14 protein-coding genes are annotated in these 13,183 nt (G+C 71.5%); 8 read left to right on the forward strand and 6 right to left on the reverse strand.

All coding sequences use genetic code 11. The features are described from left to right. Positions 1–60: 60 nt before the first annotated feature. Entirely contained in the window at positions 61–1,302 is a 1,242-nt protein-coding gene (locus LL648_RS08775) for a PucR family transcriptional regulator (protein ID WP_232661955.1), read from the reverse strand. A 159-nt stretch (positions 1,303–1,461) separates the two neighbouring features. Here LL648_RS08775 and LL648_RS08780 point away from each other — a divergent pair, with 159 nt between their 5' ends. From LL648_RS08780 to LL648_RS08815, 8 genes are read left to right on the forward strand one after another with little or no spacing between them, the layout of a single operon-like run. Continuing rightward, positions 1,462–2,247 (forward strand): ABC transporter ATP-binding protein, encoded by a 786-nt coding sequence (locus LL648_RS08780; RefSeq protein WP_232661956.1) that lies wholly within the window; start codon positions 1,462–1,464, stop codon positions 2,245–2,247. Beyond that, positions 2,244–2,957: an ABC transporter ATP-binding protein gene (locus LL648_RS08785; protein ID WP_232661957.1), complete on the forward strand. Its 714-nt coding sequence runs from the start codon at positions 2,244–2,246 to the stop codon at positions 2,955–2,957. The genes LL648_RS08780 and LL648_RS08785 overlap by 4 nt, the downstream gene beginning before the upstream one ends. A 43-nt stretch (positions 2,958–3,000) precedes the next feature. After that, positions 3,001–3,879 carry a branched-chain amino acid ABC transporter permease gene (locus LL648_RS08790; RefSeq protein WP_232661958.1) on the forward strand — a complete coding sequence of 293 codons (879 nt, stop codon included), beginning with the start codon at positions 3,001–3,003 and terminating at the stop codon, positions 3,877–3,879. After that, entirely contained in the window at positions 3,879–4,988 is a 1,110-nt protein-coding gene (locus tag LL648_RS08795) for a branched-chain amino acid ABC transporter permease (RefSeq protein WP_374112010.1), read from the forward strand. Before LL648_RS08790 ends, LL648_RS08795 begins: the two co-directional genes overlap by 1 nt. After that, positions 4,985–6,316, forward strand: coding sequence for an ABC transporter substrate-binding protein (locus LL648_RS08800; protein ID WP_232661959.1), 1,332 nt, complete (start codon positions 4,985–4,987; stop codon positions 6,314–6,316). Before LL648_RS08795 ends, LL648_RS08800 begins: the two co-directional genes overlap by 4 nt. 47 nt (positions 6,317–6,363) lie before the next feature. Continuing rightward, positions 6,364–7,341 (forward strand): ABC transporter substrate-binding protein, encoded by a 978-nt coding sequence (locus LL648_RS08805; protein ID WP_232661960.1) that lies wholly within the window; start codon positions 6,364–6,366, stop codon positions 7,339–7,341. Between the two features lie 17 nt (positions 7,342–7,358). Continuing rightward, entirely contained in the window at positions 7,359–8,084 is a 726-nt protein-coding gene (locus LL648_RS08810) for an HpcH/HpaI aldolase family protein (protein WP_232661961.1), read from the forward strand. Positions 8,085–8,094: 10 nt separating this feature from the next. After that, positions 8,095–8,562 carry a group II truncated hemoglobin gene (locus LL648_RS08815; RefSeq protein ID WP_232661962.1) on the forward strand — a complete coding sequence of 156 codons (468 nt, stop codon included), beginning with the start codon at positions 8,095–8,097 and terminating at the stop codon, positions 8,560–8,562. A 130-nt stretch (positions 8,563–8,692) separates the two neighbouring features. Here the strand turns inward: LL648_RS08815 and LL648_RS08820 are convergent, their stop codons facing one another. From LL648_RS08820 to LL648_RS08840, 5 genes are all read right to left on the reverse strand, one after another. Continuing rightward, complete coding sequence (locus tag LL648_RS08820; RefSeq protein WP_232661963.1) at positions 8,693–9,631, reverse strand: ribose-phosphate diphosphokinase; 939 nt, start codon at positions 9,629–9,631, stop codon at positions 8,693–8,695. Positions 9,632–9,741: 110 nt separating this feature from the next. Then, the gene (locus tag LL648_RS08825) at positions 9,742–9,921 is read right to left on the reverse strand and encodes a hypothetical protein (RefSeq protein ID WP_232661964.1); all 180 of its coding nucleotides are present in this window, start codon (positions 9,919–9,921) and stop codon (positions 9,742–9,744) included. Between the two features lie 64 nt (positions 9,922–9,985). Beyond that, positions 9,986–10,681, reverse strand: a complete 696-nt coding sequence (locus tag LL648_RS08830; RefSeq protein ID WP_232661965.1) for a pentapeptide repeat-containing protein — start codon at positions 10,679–10,681, stop codon at positions 9,986–9,988. A gap of 142 nt (positions 10,682–10,823) precedes the next feature. After that, positions 10,824–12,029 carry an FAD-dependent monooxygenase gene (locus tag LL648_RS08835; protein ID WP_232661966.1) on the reverse strand — a complete coding sequence of 402 codons (1,206 nt, stop codon included), beginning with the start codon at positions 12,027–12,029 and terminating at the stop codon, positions 10,824–10,826. Next, the gene (locus LL648_RS08840) at positions 12,026–13,132 is read right to left on the reverse strand and encodes a cupin domain-containing protein (RefSeq protein ID WP_232661967.1); all 1,107 of its coding nucleotides are present in this window, start codon (positions 13,130–13,132) and stop codon (positions 12,026–12,028) included. Before LL648_RS08840 ends, LL648_RS08835 begins: the two co-directional genes overlap by 4 nt. Positions 13,133–13,183 lie beyond the last annotated feature (51 nt).

Here is a 13,183-nt window from a genome sequence, read left to right on the forward strand (position 1 = left end):
ACTTTCAGGCCCTGTGAGGGCAGGAAAGTGGCTTTCCTGCCCTCACCCCGGTCACCCCGGCTACCCGTCGGAGTGCATGCGAGCCGCCGTGAGGCCGAGGGTCAGGAGCAGGCGGTCGCGCGGGTCGGCGATGGAGCGGCCGGTGGCGGTCTCGATGCGGCGCATCCGGTAGATGACGGTGTTGCGGTGGCAGAAGAGCGCCGCGGCGGCGTGCGTCGGCGAGCCGCCGCAGGCGAGCAGCTCCGCGAGCGTCTCGAGCAGGGTCTGCCGGTCGGCGGCCGGCAGGTCCATCAGCTTGCCCAGCCCGACCCGCACCAGCCGCGGCATCAGCGTGGGGCTGTCGACGAGCAGCGCCTCGGGGAGCCGGTCGTCCAGCTCCGCGAGCCCTGGCGCGGTGAGCGTGCGCGCGGCGGTCTCGGCCATCCGGTACCCCGTGTCGACGGCGGCGAGCCCGTCGATCACCGGCGACACCCCGACCCGACCCTCGACGCACGGGCGCAGCGCGTCGACGGCCGCCCGCGCCGACCGGTTCACCAGAGCGACCAGCCCGACCTCGTCGTGCGGGCGCACGAAGAAGGTCGAGACGACCCCACATGCCGCGAGTGCCTCCGGTGCTCCGCGCAGCGATTCCTCGCCCGCGTCGGCCGGCGCGACAACGCACAGCATCGGCCCCGACGTCGGCAGGCCGAGCACCGCGGCCGCGTCGCGCAGGAACGCCGGATCGCCGCCCCGGCCTTCGAGCAGCCCGTCGAGCAGGATGTTTCGCCTGCTCAGGTCGTGCGTGTGCAGCCGGAGCTCCTCGCGCCGGTACGCGTCGACGAGCACCGAGGAGCTGCCGTCGTTGGTGCGCCACACGTAGCTGGCGGCGTCGAGCAGAGCGTCGTCGTAACGGCCGTCGAACCGGCGACGGGACAGGTCGAGCAGCGCCTCCCAGATGAACCTGCCGCCCAGACGGTAAGCCCGCATCACCGACTCCAGCGGCACCCCTTGCCGGGCCCGCAGCCGCCCCGTGTGGCGGGACGTGTCGGCCGGGTCGACCCCGCCGGGCACCTGCATCGCGAGCACCTGCACGCCGCGTTCCAGGTTCCCGTACGCGGCGCTGCGCAGCTCGTCGACCATGTCGAGCTCGGAGTAGATCGGCTCGCGGGCAACGACGTGCACGACGAGCCGGTCGGCGAGGCCGTCCAGCTCCTCCAGCAACGCGGCACCGAGCACGCGCAGCGCCTCGTCGGACTCCGGGGGCAGCCCGCGACCCGCGGGCACGCCGGTTGTGTGGCGCGCTGCTCCACCGGTGGACAGCATCCTCGAACTGTGCAACAGCGTGCACATCCACGTCCACCCGAACGGGCTTCCCGCCCAGAACGTCCCTGGCAATATTGTGCACAGCGCCTATAGCGACCTGTGGGCGCGGCGCCCAAGGTGTGGGCACGCAGATCCGCCCAACGTCGGGGGGCCCGCCTCGTGTCAGACACCCAGCCAGCACCTTCCGTCTTCGGCGTCGCCGACGTGAGCGTCCGTTTCGGCGGGCTGGTCGCGCTCGACGCCGTCTCGTTCGCGGTCGGGCACGGCAAGGTGCACGGCGTCATCGGGCCCAACGGCGCCGGGAAGACCACGCTGTTCAACGTCTGCTGCGGGTTCGTGCGCCCCGACGCCGGGACGGTGCTTCGCCACGGCCGGCCGGTCTCCCCCCGCCCCGACGAGCTGGCCGGCATGGGCATCGCGCGCACTCTGCAGGGTGTCGGGCTGTTCAGGGGGCTCTCGGTCGTCGAGAACGTGATGGTCGGGGCCGACCGGCACCGCAAGGCGGGCTTCGGCTCGACGCTGCTGGCGTTACCCCGGTCCGACCGCGACGAGCGGGCGCTGCGCGAGCGGGCGATGGCCGCGCTCGCCGAGCTGGGCGCCGACGGCTACGCGGCTCGGCTGCCCGGCAGCCTCCCCTACCCGGTGCAGAAGCGGGTCGCGCTCGCCCGCGCGCTGGCGTCCGAACCCGACCTCCTGCTGCTCGACGAGCCGGCGAGCGGCCTCGGCCACGACGAGATGACCGAGCTGGGCGCGCTGATCCGCTCGCTGACGGCACGCATGTCGGTCGTGCTGGTCGAGCACCACATGGACCTCGTGATGAGCGTCTGCGACAAGATCACCGTGCTCGACTTCGGCAAGGTCGTCGCCGACGGCACCCCCGACGAGGTCCGCGACGACCCCGCGGTGATCGACGCCTACCTCGGCGAGGAGGCGACCCACGCATGAGTACCTTGCAGATCAGCGGTCTGACGGCCGCGTACGGGCCCGTCACCGCACTGGACGGGGTGGACGTCACCGCGGCGAAAGGCCAGATCACCGCGGTGCTCGGGGCCAACGGGGCCGGGAAGACGACGCTGCTGCGCACGATCTCCGGGCTGGTCCGCCCGACGTCGGGCACCGTCTCGCTCGACGGCAACGACCTCACCGCCGCTCCCGCCGAGACGATCGCGCTGGCCGGGATCGCGCACGTCCCCGAGGGCCGCGGCGTGATCACCGAGCTGACCGTCGAGGAGAACCTGCGGCTCGGCGCGCTGCTCGGCAGCGCGCGGAAGCGGACCGACGGGTCGCTCGACATGGTCTACGACCTGTTCCCACCACTCGCGGAGCGGCGCAAACGCGACGCGCATACGCTTTCCGGCGGCGAGCGGCAGATGCTCGTGATCGGCCGCGCACTGCTCTCCGGTCCCGAGGTGCTGCTGCTCGACGAGCCGTCGCTCGGGCTGGCGCCGCGCATCGTCGCGCAGATCTTCGGGCTGCTGCGCGACCTCGTCGACCGCGACGGCGTCACCGTGCTGCTCGTCGAGCAGAACGCCCGCAGCGCGCTCTCGATCGCCGACATCGGGATCGTGCTCAACCTCGGGAAGGTCGTCGCCCGCGACGACGCGGCCGTGCTCGCCGCCGACGACGGCCTCCGGCACGCCTACCTCGGCTTCTGACGCAACCGGTCCGACTCTCGTAGCAGGTGCAGGGAGGAGAGCAGTGCAGCAGTTCCTCAACGTCACGCTGACCGGGCTGGGGCAGGGCGCGATCTACGCGGCTTTCGCGCTGGCGCTCGTGCTGATCTGGCGCTCGACGCGGATCGTCAACTTCGCGCAGGGCGCGATGGCCATGTTCACCACCTACCTCGCGCTCACCGTGATCGAGGCGGGGCAGTCGTACTGGGTGGGGCTGATCGTCGCGCTCGCCGGCGGGCTGCTGATGGGCGCGGTCGTCGAGCGGCTGGTCATCCGGCCGGTCGAGGGCGGGCCGGAGCTGAACGCGGTGATCGTCACGCTCGGGCTGTTCGTGGCGATCCAAGCACTCGCGGCGATCCTCTTCGGATCGACGTTCAAGTCCTTCCCCGCCCCGTTCGACCTGCGCGGGTTCACCGTCGGCGAGGTCAACATCGCGTTCACGCCGAACAGCATCTACGTGATCCTCGCGGTCGTCGTCGTGATGGTCGCGCTGGTCGCGCTCTTCCGGTTCACCGACCTGGGGCTCAAGATGCGCGCGGCGGCGTTCAGCCAGGAGGTGTCGCGACTGCTCGGGGTGCGGGTCGGCCGGATGCTGACGCTGGGCTGGGCGCTCGCGGCCGTCGTCGGCTCGCTCGCGGGTCTGCTCATCGCGGGCGGCAGCCTCGTCTACCCGGCCTACATGGACGGCGTGGTCGTCTTCGGGTTCGTCGCGGCGACGCTCGGCGGGCTCGACTCCCCCGGCGGCGCGGTCGTCGGCGGGCTGTCGATCGGCCTGCTGCTCTCCTACGTCAGCGGCTACCTCGGCAGCGAGCTGGTGGCGCTCGCCGCGCTCGCGATCCTCGTCGCGGTGCTGCTGGTGCGCCCGCAAGGGATCTTCGCCAAGGCCGCGGCGAGGCGGGTCTGATGGCGGCACCGACGAAGGACACCGAGGTCGGCGTCCCGCCGGCCGCGGCCGGCCGGTTCGCGGCGTTCACGCGGCGGATGCCGAGCTCGACGCTCGGCAAGCACGCGCTCACCCTGCTCGTGGCGTTCGTCGTGGTCGTGCTGGTGCTGGAGCTGACCGGCCCGTTCCGCAACTCCCAGTTCGCGACGATGGCCTACTACGGCATCGCGGCGGCCGGGCTGACCGTGCTGACCGGCGTCAACGGGCAGATCTCGCTCGGGCACGGCGCGCTGATGGCCGTCGGGGCGTACACGACCGGTCTGATGCTGGCCGCCGAGATCCCGCTGCTGGTGACGATGCTCGGCGCGATGGCCGTCACCGCCGCCGTCGGCGCGGTGGTCGGTGTCGCCGCCGCCCGGCTGCACGGGCCCTACCTCGCCGGCGCGACGCTCGCGCTCGCCGTCGGACTGCCGGGGCTCGCGATCTACTTCGACCACTGGCTCGGCGGCGAGCAGGGCATGCGGATCCCGTCGCCGCAGATGCCGGCGTGGTTCTCCGACGCCATCTACTTCCTCTCCGCGACGGAGGCGTCGAGCGCGAAGTACCTCGCCTACATCGGCTGGGTGACGCTCCTGGTCGTGCTGTTCCTGCTGGCCAACCTCATGGCCGGGCGCACGGGCCGGGTGTGGCGGGCGGTGCGCGACGACGAGGTCGCCGCCGAGCTCGCCGGCATCCCGCTCGGCAAGGTCAGGGTGCTCGCGTTCGTGGTGAGCGCGGCGTGCGCCGGCATCGCGGGCGCCGTGCTGGGCATCGTCGTGCGGCTGGCCGCGCCGAGCGGGTTCACGATCGTGCTCTCGCTCGGGCTGCTCACCGCCGTCGTGGTCGGCGGGCTGGGCAGCCTCGTCGGCGCGCTGCTGGGCAGCGCGCTGCTGGTGTTCCTGCCGCCGTTCGTGACGAACGTCGGTACCGACATCGGCCTGGACAACACGCAGGCCGCGCAGCTCGCCCCGTTCGTCTACGGGGCCGTGCTCGTGCTCGTGATGCTGCTCGCGCCGTCGGGCGCGGTCGGCGTGTTGAAGAAGCTGTTGAAGAAGCTCTGGATCGGCCGCTCGACGAGGAGGACAGGATGATCAGGAGAACGGGTCCGCTGGTGGCGGTGGCCGCCGCCGCGGCGCTGCTGCTCAGCGCCTGCGGCGCCGGCGGGCGTCCCAGCGAAGGCACCGGCGGGGGTGATGCCGCCGCCTCCGACGTCGGGATCACCACAACCTCCGTGAAGATCGGCGGGCACTTCCCGCTGACCGGTGTCGCCGCCCCCGGCTATTCCGAGATCCCGACGGGCATGAAGGCGTACTTCGACTACGTGAACGCCGCCGGCGGCGTGAACGGGCGCAAGATCGAGTTCATCTACAAGGACGACGCCTACAACCCGACCCAGACCAGCCAGGTCGTCAACGAGCTGGTGCTGCAGGAGCAGGTCTTCGCGATCATGGGCGGGCTCGGCACCCCGACGCACTCCGCCGTGCTCGACTACCTCAACGCCGAAGGCGTGCCCGACCTGTTCGTCTCCTCCGGCTCGCTGCTGTGGGACCAGCCGACCAAGAACCCGCAGACGTTCGGCTGGCAGCCCGACTACGAGGTCGAGGCGAAGATCATCGGCCAGTACGTCTCGAAGAACTTCCCGAACGCGAAGGTCGGGCTCTTCCTCCAGGACGACGACCTGGGCCGGGACGCCGAGAAGGGCGCGCGCACGTTCCTCGACAAGCAGATCGTCGCCGCTGAGCGCTACACGCCCGGCAACACCGACGTCGCCCCGCAGATCGCTGCACTGCAAGCGGCCGGGGCCGACCTCGTGATCGGCTTCAACGTGCCCTCGTACACAGCGTTGTCGCAGCTGGTGTCGCTGCGGCTGAACTACAAGCCGCAGTGGATGTACTCCAACATCGGCGCCGACCCGACGCTCGTCGGCTCGCTGCTCGCGCGCTTCTCCGAGGGCAAGGTGACCGACGCGGGGCTGCTCGAAGGCATGATCAGCACGCGCTACCTGCCGACCGTCGACGACCCGCAGAACCCGTGGATCCAGCTGTTCCAGAAGGTCTGGGACGCGAGCGGCGCCGACGGCGAGCTGAGCAACTTCCGCGTCTACGGCATGTCCGAGGCGTACACGTTCGTCTCGGCGCTGCAGGCCGCCGGGCCGAACCCGACGCGCAAGGGCATCGTCGAGGCGATCCAGAAGACCGGGAAGTCGTGGAAGGGCCCCTGGCTCGCGCCGTTCCGCTACTCGGCCGACCGGCACGCCGGCATCTCCGGGGTTGGCGTCACGCGCATCACGGGTGGCAAGACCGAGCGGCTCACGCCGGTCTTCGTCACCGACAACGGCACGGCGCCGATCACGGAGTCGACCGAGCCGCCGTCCGTCCCGCCGGCGAGCGGGATACCGGAGGTGGCCCCAGCCGGCTGACGATCGAGCATCTAAGGTTTGCCTCACCAAACCTTCGGAGCGCTCGAATGAGATCACGCTTTTCAGCCGTAGCCGCGCTCGCGGCCGTCGTGCTGGGCCTCGCCGCTTGTGGTGGGCCAGCACCGGCCGCGAGCGCCGGCCCGTGGAGCTTCACCGACGACGTCGGCGCCACCGTGAACCTGCCGCAACGGCCGGTGCGGATCGCAGGGCTCTCCGACGTCGCCGTCTCGCTGTGGAACTACGGGATCGCGCCGGTCGCGGTGTTCGGCTACACCGGCGTCACTCAGGACCGCCGCTTCGCGGGGCGCGAACTGTCGCAGGTCGCCGAGCTGGGCAAGGCGTACGGGGAGATCAACCTCGAGGCGCTGGCGCAGGCCGCCCCGGACATCGTCGTCACGCACGCCTACCCCACCGACGCCGCCGGCACGCTCGATCCGACGAAGCCGCTCTACGGCTTCAGCGACCTCGCGCAGCAGGAGGCCGTCGCCCGGATCGCGCCGATCGTCGCGATCGCGATGGACGGCTCGGCCGTGCGGGTCATCGACCGCACGGTCGAGCTCGCGGAGGCGCTCGGCGCCGCACCGTCGGCGATCGACGCCACCCGGGCCGGCTACGCGTCCGCCGAGCAACGGTTGCGCACCGCCGCGGCGAAGGGCCTCTCGGTGCTGGTGGTGGCCGCGTACCCGGCCGAGGGGCTGTACGTGGCGAAGGCGCCCGACGACCCCGAGCTCACCTCCTACGCCGACCTCGGCGTCCGGTTCGTCGACCCGGGCGGCACGGACTACTACTGGGAGGTCGTGAGCTGGGAGAACGTCGGCAGGGTGCCCGCCGACGTCGTGTTGGAGTCGCAGCTCGACACGATGACCGCCGAGCAGATCGCGGCCCAGCCCACCATGGCCAACACCCCGGCCGGGCGGGCCAGGCAGATCCACCCGTGGATCTTCGCCAGCATGGACTACACCGCGCAGGCCGCGTACATGAACGAGCTGGCCGGGCACCTGGAAGCAGCGCACAAGGTCACCTGACGGGGTACGGTCGGGCGGTGATCGACAGCTCACCGCTCGACCTCACCTCCAACGCCGTCGGGGGCTGGCTGCACGCCCCCAGCTCCGTCACCGCGGAGGTCGTCGGCTCGGTCGGCTTCGACTTCGTCGTCATCGACCAGCAGCACGGCCTCGTCGGCGACGACGCGCTGGTGCCGATGCTGCAGGCGCTCGGCGCGACCGGGACCCCCGGCGTGGTGCGCGCGACGGTCAACGAGCACGCGGCGATCGGCCGGGTGCTCGACCGCGGCGCGGCCGGGGTGATCGTGCCGCTCGTCGACTCCGCGGAGGAGGCGGCCCGCGCGGCAGCGGCGTGCCGCTACCCGCCGGCCGGCACGCGCAGCTGGGGCAAGAGCCGGGTGGCGTGGCACCCGGCGGCGCCCGACCCGCTGTGCATCGTGATGGTCGAGACGATGGCGGCCGTCGACGGGCTGCCGTCGATCCTCGACGTCGACGGCGTCGACGCGATCTTCGTCGGACCCACCGACCTCGCGCTCAGCGCGGGGGTACCGATCACCGCGCGCGACGACGACCCGGCGTTCATCGAGCGACTGGGCTCGATCGCGCAGCGGTGCGCGGCGGCGGGGCGTCCGGTGGGGATCTACTGCGCAACGGCCGAGCAGGTGCACCGCTCGCGCGAGCTGGGCTTCACGTTCGCTGCAGGCTTCACCGAGACCGCTCTGCTGCGGGCGGCCGCTGCGGACATCCGTGCTGCAACGGTGTAATCATGTGCGGGTGACAGACACTCCTCCCACCCTCTACGAATGGTGCGGCGGTTCCGAGGCGCTGCACCGCCTGACGCAGGTCTTCTACGACCGCGTGCTCGCCGACCCGCTGCTCGAACCCGTCTTCCGCAACATGAGTCCCGACCACCGCGACCACGTCGCGCGCTGGCTCGGCGAGGTCTTCGGCGGCCCGACCGACTACACCGACCAGCTCGGCGGCTACCCCGCGATGCTCAGCCACCACATCGGGCTCGAGATCACCGAGGAGCGGCGGGCCCGCTGGGCCGCGCTCATCGCGTCCAGCGCCGACGAGGCCGGACTGCCGGACGACCCGGAGTTCCGTTCGGCGTTCGTCGCGTACGTCGAGTGGGGCACCCGCATCGCGAAGGGCAACTCCGCCGCCGGCGCCACGCCCCCGCCGAACGCCCCGACACCGCGATGGGGCTGGGGCGAAGCGCCGCCCTACGACGGAAGCTGACCGAACTTCCCCACCGTTTTGTGCACTTGCGCGCCTGCAGCGCGCGCATCCACCCAAAACGGTGGGGAAGTTCTAGGAGGGTCCTGAACGACTGGGGCCGCGCAGTAGGTCCCAGTCGTTCAGGGCGCTCCTAGTCGAACAGGACGCTGACGGACTCGCCGTTGTGGATCCGCCGCACCGCCTCGGCCAGCGCGGGCGCGACGGAGAGCACCGTCAGCTTCGGGGCGGCGTCGGCACCCGGTACCGGGCAGGTGTTCGTGCAGACGATCTCGGTGACGTCGTCGCGCCCGCCGATGCGGTCCAGGGCACCATCAGCGAACAGGCCGTGGGTGCAGGCGACCCGGACCGACCTGACGTCCTGCTCGGCGAGGCGGTCGAGCAGCTCGACGATCGTGCTGCCGCGGGCGATCTCGTCGTCGAGCACGACGACGTCGCGGCCGCGGACGTCACCGATGATCGAGCTGATCACGACCTTGTCGTCGGAGATCCGCTCCTTGGCCGCCGCGGCGACCGGGACGCCGAGGATCCGCGCGAACCGCGACGCCTCCTTCGCGTTGCCGAGGTCGGGCGAGACGACGACACCGTTGGTGAGATCCATGGTGGCGAAGTGGGCCGCCAGCTCGCGCAACGCGTGCAGGTGATCGACCGGGACGCCGAAGAACCCGTGCACCTGCGGCGAGTGCAGCGTCATCGTCAGGACGCGGTTGGCGCCCGCGGTCTGCAGCAGGTCGGCGACGAGCCGCCCGCCGATCGAGATCCGCGGGGCGTTCTTCTTGTCCGAACGCGCGTAGGCGTAGTGCGGCATCACGACCGTGATCCGCGCCGCGGACGCACCGCGCGCGGCATCAAGCATCAGCAGCAGCTCGACGAGGTGCTCCTGCACCGGCGCCACGAGCGGCTGGACGATGAAGACGTCGCGTTCGCGGCAGTTGGCGAGCAGCTGCACCTCGAGGCAGTCGCTGGCGAACCGCGTGAGCCGGGACGGGGCGAGCGGCACCTCGAGGTGATGGCAGATCGCCGAGGCGAGCTCGCGATGGGCAGAACCGCTGAAGATCGTGATGTCATGCATCACGGATATCGTCGCACGCCACCGTCCCGAACTTCCCCACCATTTTGCCTATCCACACACCCTGCAAGGTGTGCAGGTTGGCAAAACGGTGGGGAACTTCGGCACCGGTGTCAGCAGCAGTCCGTGCAGACCAGGTAGGACGTGCAGGACGTGGTGTACTTGATCAGGCGCGAATGCGTGCCGATGTACTCGCACACATAGCGTTCCTGGCACGCTGCGGCGTCGGCCGACTCCGTCGGAACGACGAGCTCGAGCATCTTGTCGCTGATGTCTTTGAGAACCTGGATCATTCTGCGAGCGTATGGTCGGCTCGCGAGTGAAGCGCATCAATTCGACGAACCTCGGAACAACCGCTCAGTCGATCACCTGGAGGCCGAGCGCCGAGCAGATCCCGGCCGCCTGCGCAGTCGAGATGATCGCGCCGACGAGCTGCCGCGGCGAGTCGGCGGTCAACTCACCGAGGTCGGCGCCGCGCAGGTCGGCGTCGAGGAGCTTGGTGTCGTCCAGCAGCGTCCCCCGCAGCTGGCAGCGGGTGAACGTGGTCTCACGGAGGTCGGCGCCGCGCAGGTCGGCCTCGCTGAGGTCGACCTCGACGAACCGCAACCCCTTCAGCACTGCATCCTGCAGGTTGGCCAGCTGCAGCGTGCTGCGGTCGAAGCGGAAGGTCATCGCGACCCCGCGCAGCGACGTCAGGTCGGCGCCGATGAGGCGGCACTCGTCGAACGTGGTGTCGGTGAGCAGCGACGCGGTGAACCGCGCCCCGGTGAGGTCGACGCCCTCGAAGGCGGCGTCGGTCAGGTCGGTGCGGGTGAGGTCGGCGCCGGCGAGGCTGCCGCCGACGAACTGGACGCCGTCGAGATCGGAGCCGGTGAACCGCGCCCCGGTCATCGTGCACTGCTCGAACCCGATGCCGGAGAGGTCGAGCTCCGTCAGATCCGCCTCGACGAACGTGCAGCGCCGGAACACCTTCGGGCCGGCGCCGGCGGCCAGCGCGGCGTCGACCTCCGGGTCGGAAGCATCACGGTCCTCGACGACGGTTGCTCCGCTCACGCCGCCTCCTCGCTGTCGCTCGTCGGCAGCGTTCGCTGCGCTGCTCTGCCGAATGGTGAGCTCGCAAGCTCGCTCACGCCAGCACCCTGCCAGACCAGCGAAAACGGGGGCGAAGGGGTGCCGGTGAGCGTCGACAACGACGTCATGGCTGTTTGTGAGCGCTAACAACAGCCATAACGTCGTTGTCGACGGCTTCGCCGGGCGCGTAGAGCCAGTCGACGTAGCGGTAGTCGTGGGGGTCGCGGTCGCGCAGCATCGCGTTGCGGACCGAGCGGAAGAGGCCGTCGCAGTGCCACAGGTCGCCCCAGTCGCGCGCGGTGCGCTGCACGCGGGCGGTGCGGACCGTCCGGATCTCGGCATAGTCGCGCAGCGCCGCATCCCAGCCCGACCCGTTCTCTATTTGCGCCGCGAGGCAGTGCGCGTCCTCCATCGCCTGGCAGGCGCCCTGGGCGAGGTACTGCAGCATCGGGTGGGCGGCGTCGCCGACGAGCGCGAGCCGCCGGTCCACCCACGTGGTGATCGGCTCGCGGTCGTACATCCGCCACCACCGGTCGCGCCAGAGGTGCGGCAGCCCCGACCGCACCAGCTCGCACGTCCCGGCGAACGCGGCGTCCAGCTCGTCGGGCGTGCCCCAATCGGCTTCACCGGCAACCGCCCGCGGCGAACGGAACACCGCAACCTGGTTCAGCAACTCCCCGCCGCGCAGCGGGTACTGCACGAAGTGGCAGTGCGGCCCGATGTAGATCACGACGTCGCGCAGCGCCACGTCCGGGGCATCAGGGGTGTCTGCGACGGGCAGCGTGCCGCGGTACGCGACGTACGCCGAGCTGACCGGCTCGTCGCCGCTCAGCTGCCGGCGCAGCACCGAGCCCAGCCCATCGGCGCCGAGCACGACCCGCCCGGTGTCGCGCCTGCCCGCGCTGACCGCTACGGCGCTGTCGGCAGCCTGCTCGACGCCGGTGACGTCGACCCCGGTCACCAGCTCCACACCGGCGGCCCGGCACGCGTCGAGGAGCACGGCGTGCAGGTCGCTGCGGTGGATCACGACGTACGGCGCCCCGTAGCGCCGCTCGACGTCGGCGAGGTCCAGGTGGGTGAGCTCGCGCCCGTCGACGGCGTCGCGCAGCACAGCCCTGCGCGGCAGCACTCCGGCGGCCACGACCTCGTCGAGCAGCCCCCACTCGCGCAGGATCCGCGTGGCGTTCGGCGCGATCTGCAGGCCGGCGCCCACCTCGCCGAACCGCGACGCCTGCTCCAGCACCCGCACCGCGCAGCCCGTCCGGCTCACGGCGAGCGCAGCGGCGAGCCCACCGATGCCGCCGCCGACAACAACGACGTCCGTGCTCACGGCCCCTGCTCGACCTCCACCCGGTCGGCGTGCAGCCGCTCGAAGATCGGGGTGTCGCTGAACCGGAAGAGGTCGAGCCCGGCGCCCGCGGTGAACGTCAGCGGCACCCACGACGGCACGACGACGAGGTCACCGCGCCCGACCGGCCACTCCCGCTCCGCCACCCGCGCGACGCCCTCGCCGTCGAAGACCTGCCAGACCGCCGAACCGACCTCGCGCCGCGACGCCGTTCGGACGCCCGCCCGCAGCCGGTGCATCTCCGCGCGGATCGTCGGCATCACGTCGCCGCCCGTTGTCGGGTTGGTGAACCGGACGGCCGCGTGCCCCGGCTCGATCACCCCTGGATGCCCCTCGTCCTCCAGCGCCAGCTGGTCGGCGAGCGCGGCGTCGGTGTGCTCCCACCGGTAGGCCGCGATGGGCGAGCTCGGCGCCGGCGAAGGCTGCGAGACCGGCCGCAGGCCCGGATGCGCCCACAGCCGCTCGGCGCGCGAGCGCACAGGCGTCGAGCGGTCCTCGACGGCGTCCGGCCCCAGCTCGAAGAACGCCGAGCCGGTGGCGTGGACGAACGGGATGTCCAGCCCGTCCAGCCATGCCATCGGTGTGTCGCTCTGATTGTGGTGGCCGTGGAACCGCCATCCCGGGGTGAGCAGGAAGTCGCCGCGGCGCATCGCGACCGGGTCGCCGTCGACGACCGTCCAGACGCCTTCGCCCTCCACGACGAACCGGAAGGCGTGCTGGGTGTGGCGGTGCACCGGCGCGTCCTCGCGCGGGTTCAGGTACTGGATCGCGGCCCACAGCGTCGGCGTCGCGAACGGGGCGCCGCCGAGACCGGGGTTGGCGAGGGCGATCGCCCGCCGCTCGCCGCCGCGCCCGACCGGCACCAGCTCGCCCGCGCGCTCGGCCAGCTCGACCAGCTCCGACCACCGCCACCGGTGCGCGACGGCGGCAGGACGCGGGCTCGTCGGCATGAGGTCGCCGATCTCGGTCCAGAGCGGCACCAGCAGCTCACGCTCGAATCCGCGGTACAGCTCGTCCAGCTCCGGGGACGGGGTCGGCTGTCCCGGTGCGTCGAGCGCCTTGAGGCTCACGGGCGAGAGGGTCACGGGGGGACACTCCTTTCGACCATCCTGGGGAAAGATAGTCGCGTTCTGGTG

It is taken from the genome of Pseudonocardia sp. TRM90224 (assembly GCF_021245725.1).
Classification (GTDB): domain Bacteria; phylum Actinomycetota; class Actinomycetes; order Mycobacteriales; family Pseudonocardiaceae; genus Pseudonocardia.